This is a genomic window from Ottowia sp., from assembly GCF_047975795.1.
Classification (GTDB): Bacteria; Pseudomonadota; Gammaproteobacteria; order Burkholderiales; family Burkholderiaceae_C; genus Ottowia.
Genome location: NZ_JBKEEE010000048.1, coordinates 24984 through 47272 on the forward strand (window position 1 = coordinate 24984; position 22289 = coordinate 47272).

Sequence of the window (22289 nt, forward strand, 5' to 3'; positions counted from 1 at the left end):
TCTCCCAAAGACCACGGTGCTTTGCGCTGGGCGCATTGGCTGCGCATGCAAACAAACAAAATACAAATAATAATAATTTGCATTAGTGTTACAATTCTGGCTGAATTTCTTTACCCGCCGGGCTGCCATCACAGCGATGGTGGCCTGTTTGGTGGGGACTGATCGCATTGAAGCCGGGTTTGCACCCGATATCTCTGACCAAGTGACATGAAAAAAACCAACACGGCACCAGCCGCCTTTGTTTTCAGAAAAAGCCGGGTTGCCGCAGGTGTGCTGCTGGCCTGCGGGGTCGCCGCACAGGCGCTGGCGCAACAGCAAGCCGTACAGGTGAATGCGCCGGACGCTGCTGCCAGCGCATCGGCGTCATCTGTGGTGCCGTCGCAAGGCGCATCAGAATCTGCGCCTGTTGAGACGCTGCAACCCGTGACGGTGCGCAGTGCGCGTGAAAGCTCGAGCACCACCGAAGGCACCGGCTCGTTCACCACCACAGCGCCGCTCAGCACAGCCACCGGGTTGGCGCTGAGTCCGCGCGAGACGCCGCAATCCATGACCGTCATCACGCGCGAGCGCATGGACGAGCAAGGCTTGACCACGCTGACCGAGGCGCTGGAGCAAACCACCGCCGTGGTGGTCAATCACAGCGATACCGAGCGCGTGAACTATGTCGCACGCGGCTACTCGATCAGCAACTTTCAGATCGACGGCATGTTGAGCAACTACGGCGGTTACCTCAAACCGGCGGGTGACACGGTGGCCTATGACCGCATCGAAGTGCTGCGGGGTGCAGCCGGGTTGTTGACCGGCGCGGGCGATCCGTCCGCCACGGTGAACATGGTGCGCAAGCGCCCAAGCCTGAATTTCAAGGGCAATACATCGGTATCGCTGGGCAGTCATTCGCTCAAGCGCGGCGAGGTCGATGTGGGTGGCCCGCTGGCCTTCAATCGCAAAGTGCGCGGGCGGCTGGCGGCGGCGGGGCAGCAATCTGGCTCGTTCAGGCCGCTGTACGAAAAGCGCACCAATGCGTTTTACGGCATTTTGGAGGCTGACGTGGGGCCAGCCACTACGGCGGCACTGAGTTTTGAACGCCAGCAGTCCGACCCGCGCGGTGTGTCGTGGGGAACGGTGCCTTACTGGGCGGCTGACGGCAGTGTGGCCAACTTGCCGCATGGGCTGAATCTGTCCACGCCCTGGGCGTCGTGGAACATGGTGGAGCGGCGCACCATGGCCACGGTGGAGCATCGCATCGCGTCTGACTGGCGTTTGCGAGGCGCGTTTGCCCACTCAGAGCGTGAGCAGGACGGGCACCTTTATTACGGTGGCAATGGCTATCCGGCAGCCGATGGCAGCGGCATATCGGCATGGTATGGGCGCTTTCCGGTTGAAGAGACGATGAAGGCGGCTGAGCTGAGTGTGGATGGCAAATTTGATGCCTTCGGTCGTCGTCACGATGTGGTGCTGGGCTACAGCCAGAACAAGCGCGATCAGGACACGCGGGGCGTGGAATACGCCACCATGCCAGACGACTACGCCAGCATCCCCAACTGGAACGACTGGACGGGCGATATCCCGGTGTTCGGCACCACGCTGCTGCCGCATGTGTCGCAAACCGCCATCACCAAACAAAAAGCGTTTTACGGAGCCACACGGCTGCACGTGGCAGAGCCGCTGAAGCTGGTGATGGGCGGGCGCATCAGCCGCTACGAGACGCACACGCAGGGCTACAACGCCAGCACCGGGGCGGCCACCACGTCGTCCGGGTACCGCAACAGCAGCGTGTTCACACCTTATGTGGGCGCGTTGTTTGACATCACGCCGCAGTGGACGGCCTACGTCAGCTACACCAGCATCTTTCAGCCACAAAATTACCGCGACAAGAACAACGAAATTCTGGAGCCGGTGGACGGCAACAGCTACGAAGTGGGCGTCAAGGGCGAGTTGTTCGAGCGCCGTCTGAACGTGGCGGGTGCCATCTTTCGCAGCAAGAAAAACAACGTGGCCGAGGTGGACGACAGCGTGCCCGAAAATTCGCTGCCGGATGGTTCGCAGGCGTACCGCTCCAGCGGCAGTGGCAACGTGATCGATGGCGTGGAGATCGAGGCCAGTGGGCAAATCACCCGGCAGTGGAATCTGTTTGCCAGCTACAGCCACACGCGCTCGCGCAACGCCGATGGCGAGGCGATCAACACCTATGTGCCGCGCAACCTGGTGCGGGTGTTCACCAGCTACCGGTTTGGCGACGGTTTGCGCTGGTCGGTAGGCGGGGGTATCAATGCGCAAAGCAGCCTCTGGCGCAGTGCCCGGCGTCCCACCGGTGCCACCAATGCCAGCGGCTCGCTGGTGACGGTAACAGACCGCATTACGCAAGGGGCGGTGATCACGGCCAACCTGATGCTGGGCTACCGCTTCAATGACCATGTGGCGCTCAACTTGAACGTCAACAACCTGTTCGACAAAAAATACTACGACAACGTGGGCTTTTATAGCGGGGTATACGCCGCCGAGCCGCGTACCGTGCGGGTGACGCTGCGGGGTGTGTTTTAGGCCGTGGCATGACCGCAGTTGCTGCTCAAACGGCTGATCAACCGTCCGATCAGCGCACTGAAAACACCCTGCGCAAGGCGCGCTGGCGCTACCGTGCAGGCGTCACATCGCGTGCGCTGGCCGCTGTTTTTGGCGGCTATGCGCTGGCGGCGCTGACCAGCGTGGCGCTGGCGCTGTGGTTGCCACTGGCGCGCGCCGAGGCGGTGACCTGGGGCATGCTGGCGTCGTTTGTGGTCTACCCCTGCGCGGTCATGTGGGTGTTTGCGGCGCGCAGTGCGGCGCGCGCATGGTGGGGGCTGCTGCTGCCCAGCGCGCTTTTGGCCTTGCCCGTGGCTTTGAGGCACTGGGGCGTGTTGACGGCTGGGGCGGCGTGAAAAACGGCTTTCGCCAATCAATGGCGTGGCTGCACACCTACAGCGGGCTGCTGGTGGGGTGGGTGCTGTTTCTGGTGTTTGCGGCGGGTACGGCGGCGTATTACCGCAGCGAAATGACCTTCTGGATGCAGCCGGAATTGCACCGCGTTGCACCACCTGCGCCCAGCGCTGCCACGCAGCCGCAGGTAACGCAGCGCGCGGTGGACTGGTTGCGGCAGAACGCGGCGGGCAGCCCGCGCTGGTTCATCACCTTGCCCAGCGCACGCGAGCCGGTGGTTCGCCTGTTCTGGGCCAAACCGCCCAGCCAGCAAACGGCCAGTGCCGGTCGGCGGGGCCGATTTGGTGAGGCAGTGCTCGATGCGGCCACTGGTCAGCCGCTGACCAGTGTGCGTGCCACGCGTGGAGGCGATTTTTTCTACCGCCTGCATTTCGATCTGCACTACATGCCCGCCCTGTGGGCGCGCTGGATGGTGGGGTTTTGCGCCATGCTCATGCTGGTGGCCATCGTCAGCGGCATCGTCACGCACAAGCGCATCTTCAAGGATTTCTTCACGTTCCGCCCCAAGAAGGGCCAGCGCAGTTGGCTGGACGCGCACAACGTGACTGCCGTGCTGGCGCTGCCCTATCACCTGATGATCACCTACACCGGGCTGCTGACGCTGATGTTCATGTACATGCCGTGGGCCATTCAGGCCGTGTACGACGAGCCGGGCGGGTGGCAGGCGTATCAGGCCGAAGCCTTGGGCGAGAGCGGCCCTCGTGCGCAAAAGGCCAGCGGGCAGGCTGCGGCGCTGGCCGATCTGGCACCGCTGGTGGCGCAAGCGCAGCAGCATTGGCAGGGTGCCATGGCCGGGCGGGTGGTGGTGCACAACCCGGGCGATGCCAGCGCCAGCATCAGCGTGGTGCGACAAGACGGGCAGGACATGCGGCTGCGTGCGCCGAGCATGCGTTTTGATGGCGTCAGCGGTGAAGTGAAAGGCGCGGCGGGCGAAGCGCCTGGAGCAGCGGTGCTGACTTACGACGTGTCGGAAGGGCTGCACGCGGCCCGTTTTGCCAGCCCTTTGTTGCGGGCGCTGTTTTTCATCTCGGGGCTGGCCGGTTGCGCCATGGTGGCCACGGGTTTGTTGCTGTGGGCGGTGAAGGAGCGGCCCGCGCACTTGAAGGCGCTCAAGCGGGGCGAGCGCGGCAGCCTGGCGCTGCGGTTGGTCGATGGCCTGAATCTGGCCGCCGTGGCGGGCTTGCTGGTGGCCATGCCCGCGTATTTCTGGATCAATCGGCTGCTACCCGTTGGCGCGGTTGACCGCGCGCAACTGGAAATTCACCTGTTCTTTGCGGTTTGGGGCGCGTGCGCGCTGCTGGGCCTGGTGCGGCCCACGCGCGGCATGTGGCGTGCGCAATTGGCGCTGGCCGGGGCGCTGCTGGCGCTGGTGCCGGTGCTCAATGGTTTGACCGGCGGCGCGCACTGGGGGGTGTCGCTTTCGGGTGGGCTGTGGCAGGTGGCGGGGTTTGATGCGGCGTGCCTGCTGCTGGGGTTGGGGCTGTTGGCCGCTGCGCGCTGGCTGAAGCGGGCCGTGCCGCATGGCAAGGCGCTTAAGACGGCGCATCCCGCCGCCGTTGCCACATCAGTTGTCGCCGTGGATGCATCAGCGGCTCAGGCATTAAAGCCTGGAGGTGCGGCGTCATGACGGGCGTGCTGCTGATGGCGTTGGCTTTTGTTGGCGCACTGAGTGCGTTTTTGACCCTCAGTCTGGCGATGGAGCGGCACTTTCAGGACGTGTTTGGACGCCACCGCCGCGATGGTGCGCGCTGGCAGCCCTGGCTGCGCGCCATCGGCTGGGTGGCGTTGGGGGCATCGCTTTTGATTTGCCTGGCGCTGGATGGCCCGACCAGGGGTTGGGTGTTGTGGCTGGGGGTGTTAACCGTGGCCGCGCTGGCGCAGGTGCTGCTGCTGACCTATGGCGCGCCGCACCTTGAAAAGCACCTGAAAAAGCAAACAAAAACTGCCGTTGACGCAAGCAAATAAGGCATCAACAGCTCTTGATTTCATAGCTAAAGGAGGAATTTCGATGGGCCTGAATCTGAACGGGTTGGTGATGACTGACACGCCTGCGCTGCGGCAGCGTGTGGCGGCGCGCACCAGTGCGTGCGTGGCAGCGGCCGCCTTGGGTGTATGGACAGGCCCGGCTCTGGCGGCAGAAGGTGAGGCCACAGGCCCAGTGCCGCAAGCTGCACCAGTGACGTCAGCCGCAGCGGCGCAAAACTTCAACGTGTCAGCCGGTGCGCTGGCCGATGCCTTGAAGGCGCTTGCGGCGCAGGCGAATGTGAGCGTGGCATTTGATGCGAACCAACTTCAGGGACTGACCACCCCTGGCTTGCAAGGAAGCTATACGGCAGTGGACGCTCTGGATCGTTTGCTGGCCCCTGCCAGGCTGCGCGCCGAACGTCATGCCAGCGGAGGTTATGTGGTGAAAGCTTCTGGTGCCAACACCAACACCAGCACCACCCGCACAGCGGGTGCGGGCGCTTTCAGCAGCGGGGTGGACAACACCTTGCCCACCGTGACGGTCAGTGCCGCCAGCGCGCTCGACGTCACCACTGAAGGCACGTCGTCGTATGCTGCGCCTGCCACCAGCATCTTCAAAGGCACGCAAATGCTGCGCGACATTCCGCAGCCAGTGACGGTGGTCACGCGCGCCGAGATGGACGACCGCGCCCAGGCTGATTTGCACGATGTTTTGCAGACCACGCCTAGCATATCGGTGGACTATGTGGACAGCGAACGGGTGACGTACTGGTCGCGCGGCTACCAGATCGACGCGCTGCAAATCGATGGACTGACTTTTAGCCAGGGCGGCTCAACCTTCATTCAGCCCGACACGGCGGTGCTCGACCGGGTAGAGGTGCTGCGTGGTGCTTCGGGCATGCTGCGTGGCGCGGGCAACCCCTCGGGTGCCGTGAACATGGCGCGCAAACTGCCCACGCGCGAGTTTCAGGCCAAGGCCAACGCCATGCTGGGTTCGTGGAGCCGCCGCCGCATCGAAGCCGATGTGGGTGGCGCGTTCAACCAGGCAGGCACCTTGCGTGGGCGCATGGTGCTGGTGGCCGACAACAAAGACTTTTTTCAGAAAGCGCGCGAAGAAGACCGCAAGGTGTTCTATGGCGTGTTGCAGGCCGACCTGGGGCCGCGCACCACGCTGACCGGCAGCTACCAGTACACCAGCCTGGATGCCACCGGGGCCTGGGGCAACCTGCCTGCCGACATCGACGGTTCGCCGCTGAATCTGCCGCGCGACACGTATCTGGGCGCGGCATGGAACCGCTGGAACCGTGTCAACCGGCAAGGCTATGTAGCGCTGGAACACAAGTTCGACAACGACTGGACGGTGCAGGCCAAGGCCGCGCGCCTGGTCATGCGTATGAAGGGCGACTACGGCTTTTTGCAAAGCTACATCAGCCGCCCCGCCAGCCAGACCAACCCGTATCTGGTGAACGTGACCACGTCGGCCTACACCGGCGATAAAACCACGCAGGACGTGGCTGCGCTGGTGGCCAATGGCCCTTTCAGCCTGTTAGGTCGCAAGCACGAGTTGACGTTGGGCCTGGAAACCCAGCGCAATAAAGTGATCGGCACACAGGGCTACTTCAACCTGGGGCCGATGACCAGCGTGGACATCAGCACCTGGGATCCGTACACCACCTACCCGCAGCCGGACATCGACCCCAGTGCAGGCACGGCGTATTCGGCCGCCAACAACAAGACCACGCAACACGGCGTGTATGCCGCCACGCGCCTGAGCATCACCGACCCGCTGCACCTGTGGCTGGGCGCGCGCCTGAGCTGGTGGGATTACAAAGTGCCCGAGCGCGCGTCCAGCAACTACAGCGTGGATCATGAGTTCACGCCCTACATCGGCGTCACCTACGACATTGCGCCTGCGCTGACGGCTTTTGCCAGTTACACCAGTATCTTTTCGCCCCAAAACAGCTACGACGCCAGCGGCAGCTTGCTCAAGCCGGTGCGCGGCAAGAACTACGAGCTGGGTTTGAAGGGCGATTTTTTCGATGGCAAGCTGCAAGCCACGGCCTCGCTGTTTCACATCAACAACGTTGGCAAGGCGGTGGAAGACACCAGTACCGCCAACCCTTGCCTGCCCTATTACGCCAGTGGCTATTGCCAGATGGCAGGCGGCAAAACGCGCAGCCGGGGCGTCGACCTGGAGGTGACCGGCGAGGTGCGGCCCGGCTGGCAAGTCAGCGGCGGCTACACCTACAACCGCACCAAATATGTCGCCGACAGCACAGCCAGCAACGTCGGTCAGCCGCTGCGCAGCCACGACCCCAAGCACCAGTTGCGCCTGTTCACGACCTACCGGTTTGGCGCTGGTGCCATGACGGGCTGGACGATTGGCGGCGGCGCGCAGGTGCAAAGCGACGGCCACGTCACCAGCCGGGGGCTGACGGCGCGCCAGGGCGGCTATGCGGTGTTCAACGCCATGGTGGGCTACCGCTTCAACAAGCAGTGGGCCTTGCAGCTGAACGTGAACAACCTGTTCGACAAGGTGTATTACAAGAAGTATTCGCCCACCGGCATCAGCAACTATTACGGCGATCCGCGCCATGTGATGCTGACGCTGCGCGCCAGCCTTTGAGCGACTGTGTGGTGGTCATATCAGGCTGATGAATGGATGAATTGCAGCAGATGCAGCCAGATACAATAAGTGAGTTTAATTCTCACTTTTGTCATAAAGGCTTCTTCTATGCTGCGCGCGCGTTCTTGCTGTTCACCCTTGTTGGCGGCCCTTGGCTGGCTGACGCTGCCCGCATGGGCGCTGGCACAAACCCAAGCCGCTGATGCCGACGCCGAGGTGGCCGGCACGCTTGAAACCGTGACGGTGCAGGCCAGCGCAGATGCGTCGGCTGAAGGCTTGAGCAAGCCGTTTGCGGGCGGGCAGGTGGCGCGCGGCAGCCGCATTGGCGTGCTGGGCACGATGGATCAGATGAGTACGCCGTTTTCGGCCACCAGCTATACCCATCAGCTGATCGAAGACCAGCAAAGCCAGAGCGTGGGCGATGTGCTGCGCAACGACGCTGCGGTGCGGCCAGCGCGTGGGTTTGGCAATTTTCAGCAGGCGTATTTCATCCGCGGCTTTACGGTGTATTCGGACGACATTGCCTACAACGGCTTGTATGGCCTGGTGCCGCGCCAGTACATGGCCACCGAATTTGTCGAACGGGTGGAGGTGTTCCGCGGTGCCAACGCCTTTTTGTCGGGCGCGGGTGCAGGCAGCGTGGCCGGTGGCGGCATTGGCGGGCTGATCAACGTGCTGCCCAAGCGCGCGGGCAACGAGCCGCTGAGTCAGGTTACCCTGGGCGGGCAAACCGGCGGACAAGGCTATCTGGCGGCTGATCTGGCGCGCCGTTTTGGGCCGGATGGGTCCACCGGCATTCGCCTGAATCTGGCACGGCGCGACGGTGGCACGGGTGTGCACGACGAAAAGCAGGAGTTGACCGCGCTGGCCGTGGGATTGGATTGGCGCAGCCGCAACGTGCGCTTGTCGGCCGATTTTGGTCTGCAAAACAACCACCTGCGTGCGCCCCGACCCAGCGTCACCCCGGCAGCGGGTCTGGCGCTGCCCGACACGCCCGATGCGCGCGACAACTTTGCCCAGCCCTGGACGTATTCCGACAGCCGTGACCGTTTTGCCACCGTGCGCGGCGAGGTCGATTTGTCTGACCGCACCATGGCCTGGGCGGCGCTGGGCGCGCGCTATGGGCATGAAGAAAACCGCCTGGTCAATCCCAGAGAGGTCGATACGGCGGGCAATTTCAGCGCGTACCGCTTTGACAACACCCGCCGCGACAGGGTGTTCACCGGCGAGCTGGGTGTGCGCACCAAGTTTGATACTGGCTCGGTGGGCCATACGGTGACGGCATCGGCGTCGCTGTTTCAGTCCAGAGAGCGCAATGCCTATGCCATGTCCAGCTTTACCAGCATTGGGGGCAACCTGTACAACCCCGTGGTGGTGGCCCCGCCTGTGGCCGATACCTATGTGGGCGGCGATCTGAGCTGGCCCCACGCCACTGCGCGCATCAACAACACCAGTGTGGCGCTGGCCGACACGCTGTCGATGCTGGACGACCGCCTGCTCGTCACGCTGGGCGCGCGTTACCAGACACTGGAAGACAAAGCCTACGACTACAACAGTGGCCAGCGCACTTCGCATTACGACGAACACCGTGTCACGCCCGTGGCGGGGGTGGTGTTCAAGCCGACCAAGGAGTTTGCCGTCTACGCCAACTACATCGAAGCGCTGGTCAAGGGCGACACCGCCAGCGGCGTGGGTGTGATCAACGTGGGACAGGTGTTTGCGCCTTACCGCTCCAAACAAAAGGAAGTGGGCCTGAAGTGGGAAAACGGCAAACTGGGTGCCAGCGTGGCCTACTTCACCACCGACAAGCCGCTGTCGGGCGTGTTTGATGGCGTGTATGGCCCCTACGGCAAGCAACGCAACCAGGGGGTGGAGCTGAACGTGTTTGGCGAACCCGTCAAGGGCCTGCGCGTGCTGGGCGGGGCCACTTTTTTGGATGCCAAGCAGCGCCGCACCGCAGGTGGTGTCACCGACGGCAAGCGCGTGATTGGCGTGCCACGCCACCAGTTCAATCTGGGCGCAGACTGGGACGTGCCCGGCGTGCGCGGGCTGGCGCTGGATGCACGCGTGATCTACACCGGCAAGCAATATGCCGATGCAGCCAACACGCAATCGCTGCCCTCGTCCACCCGCTGGGATGCCGGTGTGCGTTACATGATGGACATCGGCAGCAACCGGCTGTTGACGCTGCGTGGCCGTGTGGAAAACCTGACCAACAAAAGCTACTGGGAGTCCGCTGGCGGCTACCCCGGTTACGGCTACCTGGTGATGGCCAAGCCGCGCACCTTCTCGCTGACGGCCAGCGTGGCGTTTTGATTTTGCGTGGGTAAAAGATAAGCGTCATGCGTCCGTTGCTGACGCTGGTGCACCGCTGGCTGGGGCTGGCGGTGGCGCTGTTTCTGATCGTGGCGGGGCTGACCGGCGCGATGACCTCGTGGGATCACGAGATCGACGAATGGCTCAACAGCGACTTGTACAAAAACCAGAGTGCCGGGCCGTTTATCGACCCGGTGGCGCTGGCGAAAACCGTGGAGGCCAACGATCCGCGCGTGCGCGTGAGCTATGTGGCCCTGGGGCTGGAGCCGGGCCACAACGCCGAGTTTTTTGTTCAGCCCAAGCTCGATCCTGCAACGGGCCAGCCCCACGCGCTGGATTACAACCAGGTGTTCGTCAATCCGGTCAATGGACAGGTGGTAGGGCGGCGTGACAGCAACGCCGTATCGCTGTCGCGCCAAAGCCTGATGCCGTTTTTGCGCAGCGTGCACACCAGCTTGCACCTGCCCGCCATGTGGGGCACCGACCGCGTGGGCTACTGGATCATGGGCGCGGTGGCGCTGGTGTGGCTGATCGACAGCTTTGTGGCGCTGTGGCTGACGTTACCGCTGCGCCAAGGCAGTCGCAGTGCGACACCTGCGGCTGGGCGCTCATGGTGGACGCGCTGGCGGCCCGCCTGGCTGGTGCGCTGGCGTGCGGGCGGCTACAAGCTCAACTTTGACCTGCACCGCGCGGGCGGGCTGTGGACCTGGATCGCCATCGTGGTGATTGCCTTCACCTCGTTTTCGCTCAACCTGTACCGCGAGGTGTTTTACCCCGTGTTGTCGCTGGTCAGCCAGACCACGCCGGGGCCTTACGAAACGCGACCCATGGCCCCGCTGGGCGTGTATGTCCAGCCCAAGCTGGGCTTTGCCGACATCGTGGCGCTGGCTGCGCAGCAAGCGCCCGCACGCGGCATCACCATGCCGCCTGGCGGGGTGTATTACGAATCGCGCATGGGGTTTTACAACGTCTCGTTTTTCCACCCCGGCGCTGACCACGGCGAAGGCGGCATGGGCCTGGCCAATCTGTACATGGATGCGGCCACGGGCGAGGTGTTGAGCCAGAACGTGCCCTGGAAAGGCACCGCCGCCGACGTGTTCGTGCAGTTGCAGTTTCCGCTGCACTCGGGCCGCATCCTGGGTTTGCCAGGGCGCATTTACATGTCGGTCATGGGCCTGGTGGTGGCCATGCTGTCGGTCACCGGTATCGTCATCTGGGCGCGCAAGCGGCGGGCGCGGCGCGCGCGTGTTTAGAGCGTGTTCAAAGTCTCTGCGCGGGTGTGTGGGCGCGGCCCCGGGCGGTCTGCTGCGTTGCAAATCCTCGCGATACCGCCAGCGCCAGGTATCGCTGCGGTTTGTGCCTTGCAGCCCATCCCGATCCGCATCCCACACCCCTCAAGCTGAGACGTTGAACATGCTCTTAGCGCCGTGTCACGGTTTGCGACAGGGGATAGCCACGCATTGAGCCAATGGTGCCGTAGCCCGCTTCGGTGGTGCCGGTCATGCAGTCGTCGCCCATCATGCCGTCGGGGGCGCAGTCGGCGTAGGCCAGGGTGTCGATCTGCGCGGGCGTCAGTGCCAGCGTGGGGTCTTGCAGGGGCACGAAGATGCGGATGTAGGCATTGCCGGGGTTGGGGTGGGTGCGCGTGCCGCCCGCATAGCCCCAGTATTTCCAGCCGCCCGTGCCGGGGCTGAAACCGTCGGTGCCGCCGTCGCGCGCGTCGTCTGACAAGGTGTGGGTGCTTGCCAGCAAAAAGCTGGTGATCAGCAGGCCATCGCCTGCGGGCGCGTCGATGCTGGACAACTGGTGCGTCAGCGGCAGCAGGGGCATGCCGTCCGGGTAGGGCTGATTGGCCTGGTTGAGGCCGGCCATCACTTCGCTTAACTCACCTTGCAGGCCCGACACGTTGCGCAGGGTGGCGTTGTAGGTAAAGCGGCCATGAAACTCAGTCATGTCGTAGGCGTAGTCGGGTTCTTTGAACTTGACCACCACGTCGTAATCGGTCACCACGTCTGCCGCAGCAGACGCAGGCCCGGTGCCCACGGCGTTGGCCGCTTGCAGCACGAACGCATAGCCTGCGCAGCCGCTGGCCGGACAAGAGACGACGACGGGCAGACTGGCGGACTGCGCAGTGATGCCGGGCGGCACCGATGTGGCGATGTACTGCACGATGGCGCTGCCGCCGCTGTCCACCTGCCCGGCAGTCACCAGCACGGTGCCGCTTTGGGTGCCCGCGCTGGCGCTGACTTCGCCGGGTGCGCCGGGTGCTTGCTGCACGGGTGCCGCGTTGATGGCAAAAGACTGTGTGGCCTGCGTGGCGGCGTTGTAATGCGCATCGCCCGGTTGATCGGCGGCGATGGTGCAGGTGCCCACTGCCAGCGCGGTCACCAGGCCGCTGGCCGCGTCCACGCTGCATACCGCAGGGGTCAGGCTGCTGTACGCCACGGCCAGCCCTGAACTGGCGATGGCGCTGACGGTGGCGCTGGCTCCCACCACCAGCGTGGGTGCCGCACCAAAGCCGATCTGCTGCTGCGCATCCACCTGCACTGGCAGCGCCAGCGTGGCGCGCGTGGCAGCGGCCCAGGTGGCATCGCCGTCCTGGCTGGCGGCGATGGTGCAGGTGCCGGGCGTCAGCGCGGTGACGGTGCCGCTTTGCGCGTCCACCGTGCAGACGGTGGGGGTGTCGCTGCCGTAGCGCACCGTCAGGCCCGAGTTGGCCGTGGCCGACACGGTGGCCGTGCCGCCCAGCACCAGCGTGGGTGCGGTGGCAAAGACGATGGTTTGGGCGCGCGCGCCAACGGCGTTGCCCGATTCACCATCAGGCCCGTTGGCACCGCCGCAGGCCAAAAGCGTGATGGACGAGGTGGCTATCAGGGCCAGCGCTGCACGTGCACGCAAGGAAGAGACAAATTTGCTTGGCATGGTGAAATAGCTTTCAGAACTTGATGTTGACCCCGGCGTAGAACGAGCGTCCAGGCCCCGGCACCGGCACGCCCCAGGGAACGGTGTTGAGCATCATGGTGCTGCCCTGGCCGACATAAGCGCCACCCAGTGGCTGCGCGTAGAACTTGTCGAACAGGTTTTCAACCCCCAGGTCGATGCGCACGTCATTCACCTCGTAGCTGGCGCGCAGGTTGAACAGGGCGTAGCCGGGCGTGCGGGTTTCGTTGCGTACCTGCGAGACGCGCTTTTTGGCCTGCACGCCTTGCCATTCCAGCGTGGTGCTCCACTGGCCGTTGCCCAGCCGCATGCCGTGCGTCAGGCTGAGTTTGAGGTTGGGTGGCATGGTGTTGTACAGGCCGCTGCCGGTGCTTCGGTTCTTGCCGCGCAGCCAGTTGAGCGCGCCGCCCAGTGTCAGGCTGCCCAGTTGTTCGCTGCGTGCTGCGCGCCAGTGGCCCGAGACATCAAACCCGTACAACTGCGCTGTCTGGTTGGCGTATTGCAGCAGTACAAACTGGTCGCTGGCGTCGTTGTTGCCGCTTTTGCAGCGGCTGGCAGAGCAGCGGATGGCGTCGATGTAGTGGCGCACCCGTGTGTAGTAAGCACTGGCGTTCAGGCCCCAGGCATCGGCGTCCTGCGGGTCGTGCCATTGGCCGCCGAGGCTCAGGGTGTAGGCAGTTTCTGGCTCCAGGCTGGGGTTGCCCAGATAGCCGTTGCCGTCACCAACGAAGTTGTTCATGCCTGCGGCCATGGTGTTGGTCGACCAGGGGTAGCGCTCGTACAGGCTGGGCGAGCGGGTCTTGCGCGCAAAACCAGCTTCGTAACGCTGCCCGGCGCTGGGTGTGTAGCGGGCGATGGCGGCCAGATCCCAATGGTGGTCGGTGCGGCGTCGCTCCAGCGCGTTGAAAGCGGCGGCGTCATCGGCCCAGGTGGGCAGGCTGCTGTAGCCTTGCACCGGCCCGGCGTTGGTCATCACGCGGGTGTAGCGCAGACCGGCCAGCGTCATCCATTGTGGATTCCAGCGGCGTTCCCACTCGGCAAAGGCATCGGCCCGGTGGCGCTGACCGTTGTCCACGTTCCAGAAGTGGTTGGGTGTCATCACGCCACTGCTGCCTGCGGGTGGCCACCAGTCGTATAGTTTGTAGCGCTGGGCTTCGATCCCCAGGCGCACGGTGTCGCGCTCGCTGGTCAGCCAGTTGGCCTGGGCCGATGCGCCGGTGGTGCTGGCGTTGCTGCGCATGGGCATGCCGCTGCCGTAGCTGTAGCGGTCTTCGCCCATGTCCATGCGGTGGCGCACGCGCTGGTGAAAGGCGCGCAGCTTCAAGTCGCCCCAACTCCATTGCCCGGTGTAGCGCGCGTTCAACTGGGTGGAGCGGTTGTCGGTCATGTCCATGCGTTGATTGGGAAAGCCTTCGTGCGGAATGTCTTGCCAGCCGACATCGAGCTGCCACAGGTGCATGCCCTGCCGCCAGGCTGCGCCCAGTTTGTGGTTTTGGCTGCGAAAGGCGCTGGAGGCCACTTCGTCGCCGGGAATTGGCGCGCCCAGTTCGCTGCCCGCAGCTTCGGGCTTGAAAGATTGGGCCGCGTGGTAGTTGTCGGCGCGCGCCCAGGCCCCTTCGTAGTGCAGGTTGAGCTGCTCGGTGGCGAACATGGCCGAGCCGCCCACGCTGAAGCCATCGCCATTGCTGCGGTAGCTGGTGCTGGCGCTGCCTTCCAGCAGCATGGGCTGGCCGGGGGCGGCAAAGCGCGGCGGCGCAGATTCAACCTGCACCGTGCCGCCAATGCTGTCGCCACCCACGCTGACGGGGGTAACGCCGGCGTACACGGTCATCAAATCGACCTGACTGGGGTCGATGTACGACAGCGCGGGGTTCATGTGGTTGGGGCAAGCGGCAGCCAGATCCATGCCATCGACCAGCAGGCGCAGGCGCTCATCGCCCAGACCGCGCAGCACGGGCAGGCTGGAGACGCCGCCCGCGCCCTGGGTGCTGGCACCGGGCACGGCTTCGAGCAGGCGGGCTGAGTCGGCGGTGGCCGCGCGCGATGCGCCTGAGGGCCGCATGTCGAGCACGGTGGCACCCAGCTTGGCGTCGGTGGCGTTGGCGTCGGGGCGGGGTTGGAAAAGCTGGTGACCCTGCACCGTCACGTCGGGCAAAGCGTCGGGGTCAGGCGTGGCGGTGGGCTGCGCGGTGGCCGCCTGCGCCGTCAGCGCCAAAGTGGCCAGCGCGGTGGTGCGCCAGCGGAATGCAGCAGGACGGTCAGGGATCATTGTCAATATCAATTTAATAGCTGCAATCTCAATATGAAAAAGCGTTGGTGGCGAATTTGATGCTCAATCAAGGGGGAAAGACGTGATGGCATGGCCCTGCGGCGCGGCAAACGGGTTGGACAGCGCGGGGTTGCCCAAAAACTCTTCGTCGGTCAGCGTTTTTAGAAAGGCCACCAGATCGGCTTGCTCTTGCGTGGACAGTCCCTGGTCGACGAGCAGCGGGCTTTTGTACGGGTTGGTGCGGCCATCGCCCGCGTTGGGGCCGTTGGTGACGTTGCGCCCGCCACCGGCCATGATGGCCACCGCCTCTTGCAGTGTGGCCACCGAGCCGTCGTGCATGTACGGGCCGGTGACTTCGATGTTGCGCAACGTGGGCGCGCGGAATGCACCCATGTCGGCCAGGTTGCCGGTAATGTCCAGCGCACCCTGGTTGTCTTTGGGGTAAGCGCCCTGCCCGTTCAGGTTGTACAGGCCGACGTTGTGGTAGCGCACGGCCAGCGCGCTGGTCTGCACGCTGACGAACTGGCCGCCAAAGTGCGGCGGGGCATGGCACTGCACGCACCGGGCCGTGGTGAACAGCTGTAACCCGTTCAGTTCTTGCAGTGTGAGTTGGGCGCGCTGCTGCACGTGGCGGTCGTAGCGGCTGTCGGCTGAAATCATGGTGCGCTCAAAAGCGCTGATGGCTTTGAGGACGTATTCCCAGGTCAGCAGATCGCCCGTGTTGTTGGTGCTGTCCGTAAAGGCTTGTTGAAAGTGCGCCACGTAGTCCACATCAGTGGCGTTTGCAAGGCGTTGCAGCACGGCGTGCGCACTGCTTTCGTCTACGCCCATTTCGACCGGCTCGGTGCCGAACACTGGGTTGGTGATTTGCCGCTCCAGCGTGGCCAGGGCCGGGTTGGCCCAGGTTTGTGTGGCGTTGTAGGCCACGTTCACCAGCGCCATCGAGTTGCGCGGGTGCACTTGGCCGGTGATGCCCGTCGGGCGCGCCAGAGCATCCGAAAACGCCCGCGACTGCACATGACATGAAGCGCACGACAGGCTGCCGTCGCCCGACAGGCGGGGGTCATAAAACAGCAGGCGGCCCAGCGCCACCTTGGCCGCGTTCATGGGGTTGTCGGCGGGCACGCGCGGTGCGGGCATGTGCGCGGGCAGCGCCCAAGGCCAATCTGCGGACGCCGTGTCAGCGGGGTAAGTCCAGTTCAGCACCGTCGGTTCAAGCGCGGTGGCCGTGGTGTCATCGCCGCTGCCACCGTCGCCACCGCCGCAAGCCAGCAAAAGCGCACCGCCCAGCAGGCCCATCAGGACCCGCGCCGCCTGGTTGGCCCAGCGGCGCGGGTGTCGGCGCGCCCAGCCCGTCGCACCGGCAACAGTGACGGTGGCGTCAGGATGGACAGCGGGCCAGATCATCGGCTCATGGCCTTCAGCACTACCTGGCTTTGGCCATCCAGCGGCAGGCCGGTGCCCGTGCCATCGACCTTCCAGTCCAGCGCCAGCGCCTCGAAAGGTTTGGCGCAGGCCGGGTCGGTGGCGCTGGACATGCAGCCGCGGTCACCTTCGGTGGCGCTGGCAATGTCGTAGTTGAACAGCGCGCCAGCATCAAAAGCCACCACTTGGGTGCTGGGGTCAAAGCTGTCCAGCGTGACCGGCACGCGGTTGGACGCGGTGCAACTGGAAATGGGCGTGCCGTTGGCCGGATCGCCCACGCAGCCGGTGGAGCCCAAGTGCAGCAGCACGTAGCCCAGCTTGCCTTCGGCCACGCTGTCCCACTGGGTGGTGTCGACGCTGCTGTCTTGATCGAACTCGATGTTGGTGAACTTGCGACCGCCACGCCAGTTCCAGGCCATGCCCGGATGCACGGCCGATTGCAGCACCGCAGGCGTGGTGGTGGCGGTGGCGTCCAGGTGGTTCAGCTCGAACGGCACGCCCAGTGTCATCTCGGCACCGACGTAGCGCCCCGGCGTGACAGTGCCGGTGATGGTGGTGTTGGTGGGCACCGAACCATCGCACAGGCCCGTGCCTTCGACTTCAAAGTCCAGCAGACTGACGGCGTGGGTACCGTCGTCGTAATTGTTGTCATCGGCTGGGTTGGCCAGCGTCAGGCGCACTTTGGTGCCGTCTTCTTTGAGCAAGTTGACGTTGGAGATGTAAAAGCGGAAGTCCCACATCTTCACGGCGCGCTGCTGGGTGCCCAGCGTCAGTTGCGAATTGCAGTCGATGGCGGTGTTGCCGTTGTAGGCGGCAAATTGCAGCGTGACATGGCCCGCCGCATCGGTTTGCCAGCCTGCGGCGCTGCTGTTGTCGCCATCGTCGTCGTCGCTGCCGCCGCAAGCGGCCAGCAAGGTCAGCGCCGCCAGGGCGCAAGTGCTCAGTGCCAGTTTTTTGTTCATGTGAAAACGCCTTAAAAAAGATGACATGGAATATTCAAGCTGCCGCAGCGCCCAGATGAGTCCGGGTGCACTTTCCCGCGCGGCGACGAGTACGCATCAAAGTTCACATCAAAGTGCGTATCAATGCGCCAGGGAAGTGGCCGCGCCCAAGGCGCTGGCTGATGTGTGGTGCGCCGGTGGCGCGTCATTGGCGCTGCTCACATCGGACGGTTGCACCTCGGACAGGGCGGTGGGCAATGTGCGGCACACGGTTTCCACCGTGGCGTCGATCAGCCGGGCCAGCTCTTTCAACGCGGGCAGGCGCTCGCGCTCCAGTGGCTGGCCGTGCGCCGCCAGGTGCGCCAGCAGGCAGCCCAGCCTGCGCCGCACGGGGCCGGTGCGCAGGCCAGCCATCAGGCGGGCGTGGCGGGCTTGTTGCGCCAGTGCACTTTGGTACAGGCGCATCGCATCGTGCAGGTGGTCCGAGGTTTCGGGGCGTGCCGTGGCGGGCACCAGCGCCACCGCGCTGGCGTCATACGTGGCCGCGTCCAGCGTGGTCAGACCGAGCAGATCGCCCGGCCCGGCGAGGCCGAGCACGTGCCGATCACCCGCCGTATTCGGCGTGTCGTGCGTCAGCACGAACCAGCCTTGCACCACGCGCCACAGTGGCCCGTGGGTACCTGCTTGCAGCAAGGACTGGCCTGCATTCAAGCGGATGCTGGCGGATGAGGATGGGGGCGTTTTGACCCAGGAGGCCCCCAGTGCGGGGGCGGCCAGTGTGGGTATGGCGGCGGCGCGTTGCACCGCCACGGATGGCATCGCATGCATAAGTTGAACTCCTTTCCTGGTCGCGGCGCGGTGTGTGGGCGCGCGCGAGCCTTTGTGATGAATACGCATGGCCTGCGCGTGCACACGCAGGCCATGCGCGCGCCATGTCAGGCCATCAGAGAAAGCAGTTCAGTGGGTGGGCCGCACGAGGGTGGCAGCCAGAAAGGGGGTGCCCGGCTGGCGGCCACCCGGATGGAAGGCGGGTGGGTTTGCGGCGAGGGGGGCAGCGCTGGGAGGTTCAGTGCGGGCGCAGGCGGTGCCAGCCGGTCGGCCATGAGCACGCACAGCCCGCAGGCGTTGATGCTGGGCAGCTCAGCCGGGGTGTCGTTGTCTGGGCTGTCTGCCTGCTCGGCATTGCCCGCATCAGTGGGCACCCAGCGCACGCCTTGGGGGGTGCAGACTTCCGTCCACGCCACCGCGGTGCTGGCTGCTGACCACAAAGTGCGCGACACCGTGGGTGCCAGCGCCGCCAGCCCGACGATCCACAGGATCAGCCAGGCGATGCGGCGGGGCGGTTGGCGCAGCGTGGTCATGGTGGCGGCGTGACTCTGGTCAGGCTGGGGTGCTGGCCTGAAGGTCAGTGCTTCATGCCGTGTGCAGGTGCGGCGGTGTTGCCCAGCGCTTTGGCGGGTGCCGTGATTTGCTGTGTGAACGGTTTTTTGTCGGCCACGTTTTCAAACGTCAGCGTCACCGGTACCTGGTCGCCGTCTTTGACCTGCTGCTTCAAGTCCATCAGCATCACATGGTGGCCACCGGGCTTGAGTTCGGCGGTTTGGCCCTTGGCGATGGGCAAGCCGTCTTTGAGCTGGCGCATTTTCATCACATTGCCGTCCATCGTCATCTCGTGGATCTCAACCACCCCCGCCACAGGCGAAGTGGCCGAGATCAGGCGCACGTCTTGCGCGGCCTCGATCTTCATGAAAGCGCCGGTGGCTTTTTGCGACGGCACCGTGCCGCGCACCCAAGGCTCGGAGATGGTGACCTGGGCCTGTGCGGCAAAGGCCGCTGTAGTGGCCAGCAGGCCGATGACGAGGTGTTTGCGAATCATGAATTTGCTCCTTAAAAAATATCTGATAGCGCTTTGTGGACAGGCGCTGGGTGGTAAAAACGTTAAGAAATGAAGTGCTTTAGGTGCTGCCCTTCAGCAGCATGCGCACGTCGTGCACATAGTCTTCGGCGGGCTGGGCGTGGCGCAGCATCAGCCGCAGCCGCCCTTGCGGGTCAAACAGGTAGGACTGGGCCGAATGGTCCATGGTGTAGCTGCTGCCGGTGGGCACGGCTTTGTAAAAAATCCGGAAATGCTGGGCCACGGCCTTCAGTTGCTCAGGCGTGGCCGGACGCAAGGCCATGAAGCTGGGGTCGAACGCGGCCATGTACGCGCGCAGCAGCTCGGGCGTGTCGCGTTCGGGATCGACGGTGATCATCACCACCCGAAAGCGCTGACCGTCGGCACCCAGCAGGCGTTTGACTTCTGCCGCGCGGGTTAACGCCGTGGGGCACACGTCCGGGCATTGCGTAAAGCCAAAGTACAACTGCACCACCTGGCCACCAAAGTCGGCCAGCGTGCGCTGCTGCCCCTGGGCGTCGGGCAGATCAAAGCCCGCGCCCCAGTCTGCGCCGGTGATGTCCAGACCCCGAAAACCTTCGGGCGCAAACCACTGGCTCCATTGGTCGCAACCGGTCAACATGTCCATGCCCATGCCCATGCCCAGCGGCAGGGCTGTGGCCCAGCTCAAACGCTTAAGCCAGCGGCGGCGCTGTGCGTTCATCACCGACGCGTGTTCCATGGGCATGCCCATGACACCTCCAGAACTCTGATTAAAAACAGACGCCAACGCCTGATACACAAGCGTTGGAAGCTATAAAAACAGCAGCAATCAGAGAGTGGGTGGGGCGCGCGCTTGCCAAGGCAGTGCAGCGGCTGTCTGGCGCAATGCCTGTGCCATCAGCGCGTGGCGCTCGGTGGGCAACGGCGGTGGCAGCGGTGCCATTACCGCAGGCGGCGGCGGGGCCGACAGGGGCACGCACAGCGGGCAATCCAGGTGTGCACTGGCCGGGGCTGGGCTGCCGTCGTCCAGCACCGCCACGGTCTGCAGCATGCCTTCGCCGGTGCACACCGTGGTCATCGCCACAGGCTGCACCAGTGGCGAGGCCACCGCCACGCCCATCACCAGCCACAGCCACACCAGCATGAAGCGGGCGATGCGGCGGGCGTGCAAAGACGTGGAGCCTTGGGCGAACATGCGGCGCATTATGCCCCGCCGGGTGTGGATGGGCAAATCCAACGTCGATCAGGCGACAGAGCCAGCGCAGCCCAGCGGCTAAGCTGGCGGCCGCTGTTTATTTACCCCATCAAGGAGAAACCCCATGCTCAAACTCTGCGGCTTTGCGGCCAGCAACTACTACAACAAGGTCAAGCTGGCGCTGCTGGAAAAAGGCGTGCCGTTTGAAGAAGTGCTGGCCTGGGTGGGCGAGACCGACCGCGTCGCCAGCCCGCTGGGCAAAGTGCCTTACGCCATCACCGATGAGGGGCCGATGAGCGAATCGACCATCATTTTGGAATACGTTGAAGACCGCTACCCCGAAAAACCGCTCATGCCCGCCAGCCCCTACCAGGCGGCCAAGGTGCGCGAGCTGCTGCGCTACATCGAGCTGCACCTGGAGCTGGTGGTGCGCAACCTGTACCCCGAGGCATTTTTTGGTGGCAAAGTCAGTGACAACCTGAAAGCCAAGCTGCGCCCGCAGTTGGAGAAAAACATCGCCGCGTTTGGCCAGTTGGCCTAGTTTTCACCCTACATTGCGGGCGCTCAATTCACCCTGGCCGACTGCGCGGCTGCCGTGCATCTGCCGCTGGTGGCCAGTTGCACCAAAATCATCTACGGGCAAGATTTGATGGCGGATTTGCCGGTGAAGGACTACCTCAAGCGCGTGGGTGAGCGCCCCACCGTGCAGCAGGTCAACGCTGATCGCAAAGTGAATACTGAACAGCTGATGGCGCGGATGAAGTGACTGGGTTTGGATAAAAACCAGCTTCGGCGCTTGGTGGACATGCACGGAAAGCTATTGAAAACATAGCGCGTTGTGTCGTGTCGTGCCGTGATTGATGGCCTCAGTGCTGGTGCCCATGCGCGCCATGCACGTGGCCGTGGGCCAGCTCTTCGGCTGTGGCCGGTCGCATGGACTTCACAGTGGCTGCAAAGCGAACCGCGCGGCCTGCCAGCGGGTGGTTGGCGTCCAGGTGCACCTCAGGCCCCTTGATTTTGACGACCCGGTACAGCACCGGGTGTCCCTGTGGCCCCGGCCCCTGCAACTGGCCGCCGACTTTGATGCCGGGTGGGAATTCGCTCTTGGGGATGGTGCGCACTAACGCCTCGTCATGCTCGCCAAACGCTTCGGTGGCGGTTAAATCTAGCGTCACCGTGTCGCCCACCGCCTTGCCGCCCAGTGCAGCCTCGACCCGGGGAAACAGGTTGTCGTGCCCATGCAAATACGCCGTGGTGCCCGCATCCAGAGGTTTGCCCGTGGCGGCATCGGTGATTTTGTAGGCCAGGGTGACGGCGGTGTCTTGGATGATGGTCATAGCTGAATTCTATTGTTTATTTATTCGAGCGGCTATCTCTTGTTTTCCAACGTCAATGTTGTCTATTCTCCGCACGATGAGGTAAATTCCTGCAGTCAATATGGCCGCATAAAGTTCAGGATCGGACAGAGAGTTTTTTTCGATCGCCAATTTATAAGTGGCAATAAGCATTCCGGCGCAAATTTCAGTCACTCCATATATTATTCGATATTTTTTTCTTAAAGCGAACAAAAGTGTCGCTATGAGTGGAATAATAATAAAGGAGATGGCAAAACGGAGTGCTAAAGACGCGGTCGACCCAAAGAAAATTAAGGAAGGTCTGCAAAAGTCAGCCCCATGACGGCCTGATCTGAGACAGTGGAGCGATGCAACAGACAAGCCTTGCCACCACTGGATTCGAGCTTGCAGCCAAACGCACGCGCAAGC

Annotated in this window: 17 protein-coding genes and 1 pseudogene; 8 read left to right on the forward strand and 10 right to left on the reverse strand. The window is 63.9% G+C overall.

The features are described 5' to 3' along the window. Positions 1 to 207 precede the first annotated feature (207 nt). The 7 genes from ACK5NW_RS08090 to ACK5NW_RS08120 all read left to right on the forward strand — a co-directional run bounded on the left by ACK5NW_RS08090 (position 208) and on the right by ACK5NW_RS08120 (position 11133). Entirely contained in the window at positions 208 to 2541 is a 2334-nt protein-coding gene (locus tag ACK5NW_RS08090; RefSeq protein ID WP_416926862.1) for a TonB-dependent siderophore receptor, read from the forward strand. A gap of 8 nt (positions 2542 to 2549) precedes the next feature. Next, entirely contained in the window at positions 2550 to 2915 is a 366-nt protein-coding gene (locus ACK5NW_RS08095) for a DUF3649 domain-containing protein (protein WP_416926864.1), read from the forward strand. A gap of 20 nt (positions 2916 to 2935) precedes the next feature. Further along, on the forward strand, positions 2936 to 4600 hold the full coding sequence (locus tag ACK5NW_RS08100) for a PepSY-associated TM helix domain-containing protein (protein WP_416926866.1): 1665 nt from the start codon (positions 2936 to 2938) through the stop codon (positions 4598 to 4600). Next, positions 4597 to 4938, forward strand: a complete 342-nt coding sequence (locus tag ACK5NW_RS08105; RefSeq protein ID WP_416926868.1) for a DUF3325 domain-containing protein — start codon at positions 4597 to 4599, stop codon at positions 4936 to 4938. Before ACK5NW_RS08100 ends, ACK5NW_RS08105 begins: the two co-directional genes overlap by 4 nt. A 43-nt stretch (positions 4939 to 4981) precedes the next feature. Continuing rightward, entirely contained in the window at positions 4982 to 7564 is a 2583-nt protein-coding gene (locus ACK5NW_RS08110) for a TonB-dependent siderophore receptor (protein ID WP_416926870.1), read from the forward strand. A gap of 108 nt (positions 7565 to 7672) precedes the next feature. Further along, positions 7673 to 9880, forward strand: coding sequence for a TonB-dependent receptor (locus ACK5NW_RS08115; protein ID WP_416926872.1), 2208 nt, complete (start codon positions 7673 to 7675; stop codon positions 9878 to 9880). Positions 9881 to 9906: 26 nt separating this feature from the next. Next, positions 9907 to 11133 (forward strand): PepSY-associated TM helix domain-containing protein, encoded by a 1227-nt coding sequence (locus ACK5NW_RS08120; RefSeq protein ID WP_416926874.1) that lies wholly within the window; start codon positions 9907 to 9909, stop codon positions 11131 to 11133. 166 nt (positions 11134 to 11299) lie between these two features. Here the strand turns inward: ACK5NW_RS08120 and ACK5NW_RS08125 are convergent, their stop codons facing one another. The 9 genes from ACK5NW_RS08125 to ACK5NW_RS08165 all read right to left on the reverse strand — a co-directional run bounded on the left by ACK5NW_RS08125 (position 11300) and on the right by ACK5NW_RS08165 (position 20526). Further along, positions 11300 to 12802, reverse strand: coding sequence for a hypothetical protein (locus ACK5NW_RS08125; RefSeq protein WP_416926876.1), 1503 nt, complete (start codon positions 12800 to 12802; stop codon positions 11300 to 11302). Positions 12803 to 12815: 13 nt separating this feature from the next. Then, positions 12816 to 15089, reverse strand: coding sequence for a TonB-dependent receptor (locus ACK5NW_RS08130; RefSeq protein ID WP_416926878.1), 2274 nt, complete (start codon positions 15087 to 15089; stop codon positions 12816 to 12818). A gap of 63 nt (positions 15090 to 15152) precedes the next feature. Further along, a complete protein-coding gene (locus ACK5NW_RS08135) occupies positions 15153 to 16496 on the reverse strand; it encodes an MbnH family di-heme enzyme (RefSeq protein ID WP_416926880.1) in 1344 nt (447 codons plus the stop codon). Then, complete coding sequence (locus ACK5NW_RS08140) at positions 16493 to 17476, reverse strand: MbnP family copper-binding protein (RefSeq protein ID WP_416926882.1); 984 nt, start codon at positions 17474 to 17476, stop codon at positions 16493 to 16495. Before ACK5NW_RS08140 ends, ACK5NW_RS08135 begins: the two co-directional genes overlap by 4 nt. A gap of 120 nt (positions 17477 to 17596) precedes the next feature. Continuing rightward, complete coding sequence (locus ACK5NW_RS08145; RefSeq protein WP_416926884.1) at positions 17597 to 18283, reverse strand: Crp/Fnr family transcriptional regulator; 687 nt, start codon at positions 18281 to 18283, stop codon at positions 17597 to 17599. Positions 18284 to 18390: 107 nt separating this feature from the next. Continuing rightward, positions 18391 to 18816, reverse strand: a complete 426-nt coding sequence (locus ACK5NW_RS08150) for a DUF2946 family protein (RefSeq protein ID WP_416926886.1) — start codon at positions 18814 to 18816, stop codon at positions 18391 to 18393. Between the two features lie 44 nt (positions 18817 to 18860). Further along, entirely contained in the window at positions 18861 to 19331 is a 471-nt protein-coding gene (locus ACK5NW_RS08155) for a copper chaperone PCu(A)C (protein WP_416926887.1), read from the reverse strand. A gap of 79 nt (positions 19332 to 19410) precedes the next feature. Further along, a complete protein-coding gene (locus tag ACK5NW_RS08160) occupies positions 19411 to 20070 on the reverse strand; it encodes an SCO family protein (protein WP_416926896.1) in 660 nt (219 codons plus the stop codon). A gap of 90 nt (positions 20071 to 20160) precedes the next feature. Continuing rightward, positions 20161 to 20526 (reverse strand): DUF2946 family protein, encoded by a 366-nt coding sequence (locus tag ACK5NW_RS08165; protein ID WP_416926889.1) that lies wholly within the window; start codon positions 20524 to 20526, stop codon positions 20161 to 20163. Positions 20527 to 20650: 124 nt separating this feature from the next. Here ACK5NW_RS08165 and ACK5NW_RS08170 point away from each other — a divergent pair. Next, positions 20651 to 21292 (forward strand): annotated as a pseudogene (locus ACK5NW_RS08170) (glutathione S-transferase). A 100-nt stretch (positions 21293 to 21392) separates the two neighbouring features. Here the strand turns inward: ACK5NW_RS08170 and ACK5NW_RS08175 are convergent. Further along, positions 21393 to 21863: an FKBP-type peptidyl-prolyl cis-trans isomerase gene (locus ACK5NW_RS08175; RefSeq protein WP_416926891.1), complete on the reverse strand. Its 471-nt coding sequence runs from the start codon at positions 21861 to 21863 to the stop codon at positions 21393 to 21395. Positions 21864 to 22289 lie beyond the last annotated feature (426 nt).

Coding starts and splice junctions, on each gene's coding strand:
- ACK5NW_RS08090 (WP_416926862.1), top strand. CDS start 208: ATGAAAAAAACCAACACGGCACCAGCCGCCTTTGTTTTCAGAAAAAGC.
- ACK5NW_RS08095 (WP_416926864.1), top strand. CDS start 2,550: ATGACCGCAGTTGCTGCTCAAACGGCTGATCAACCGTCCGATCAGCGC.
- ACK5NW_RS08100 (WP_416926866.1), top strand. CDS start 2,936: ATGGCGTGGCTGCACACCTACAGCGGGCTGCTGGTGGGGTGGGTGCTG.
- ACK5NW_RS08105 (WP_416926868.1), top strand. CDS start 4,597: ATGACGGGCGTGCTGCTGATGGCGTTGGCTTTTGTTGGCGCACTGAGT.
- ACK5NW_RS08110 (WP_416926870.1), top strand. CDS start 4,982: ATGGGCCTGAATCTGAACGGGTTGGTGATGACTGACACGCCTGCGCTG.
- ACK5NW_RS08115 (WP_416926872.1), top strand. CDS start 7,673: ATGCTGCGCGCGCGTTCTTGCTGTTCACCCTTGTTGGCGGCCCTTGGC.
- ACK5NW_RS08120 (WP_416926874.1), top strand. CDS start 9,907: ATGCGTCCGTTGCTGACGCTGGTGCACCGCTGGCTGGGGCTGGCGGTG.
- ACK5NW_RS08125 (WP_416926876.1), bottom strand. CDS start 12,802: ATGCCAAGCAAATTTGTCTCTTCCTTGCGTGCACGTGCAGCGCTGGCC.
- ACK5NW_RS08130 (WP_416926878.1), bottom strand. CDS start 15,089: ATGATCCCTGACCGTCCTGCTGCATTCCGCTGGCGCACCACCGCGCTG.
- ACK5NW_RS08135 (WP_416926880.1), bottom strand. CDS start 16,496: ATGATCTGGCCCGCTGTCCATCCTGACGCCACCGTCACTGTTGCCGGT.
- ACK5NW_RS08140 (WP_416926882.1), bottom strand. CDS start 17,476: ATGAACAAAAAACTGGCACTGAGCACTTGCGCCCTGGCGGCGCTGACC.
- ACK5NW_RS08145 (WP_416926884.1), bottom strand. CDS start 18,283: ATGCATGCGATGCCATCCGTGGCGGTGCAACGCGCCGCCGCCATACCC.
- ACK5NW_RS08150 (WP_416926886.1), bottom strand. CDS start 18,816: ATGACCACGCTGCGCCAACCGCCCCGCCGCATCGCCTGGCTGATCCTG.
- ACK5NW_RS08155 (WP_416926887.1), bottom strand. CDS start 19,331: ATGATTCGCAAACACCTCGTCATCGGCCTGCTGGCCACTACAGCGGCC.
- ACK5NW_RS08160 (WP_416926896.1), bottom strand. CDS start 20,070: ATGGAACACGCGTCGGTGATGAACGCACAGCGCCGCCGCTGGCTTAAG.
- ACK5NW_RS08165 (WP_416926889.1), bottom strand. CDS start 20,526: ATGTTCGCCCAAGGCTCCACGTCTTTGCACGCCCGCCGCATCGCCCGC.
- ACK5NW_RS08175 (WP_416926891.1), bottom strand. CDS start 21,863: ATGACCATCATCCAAGACACCGCCGTCACCCTGGCCTACAAAATCACC.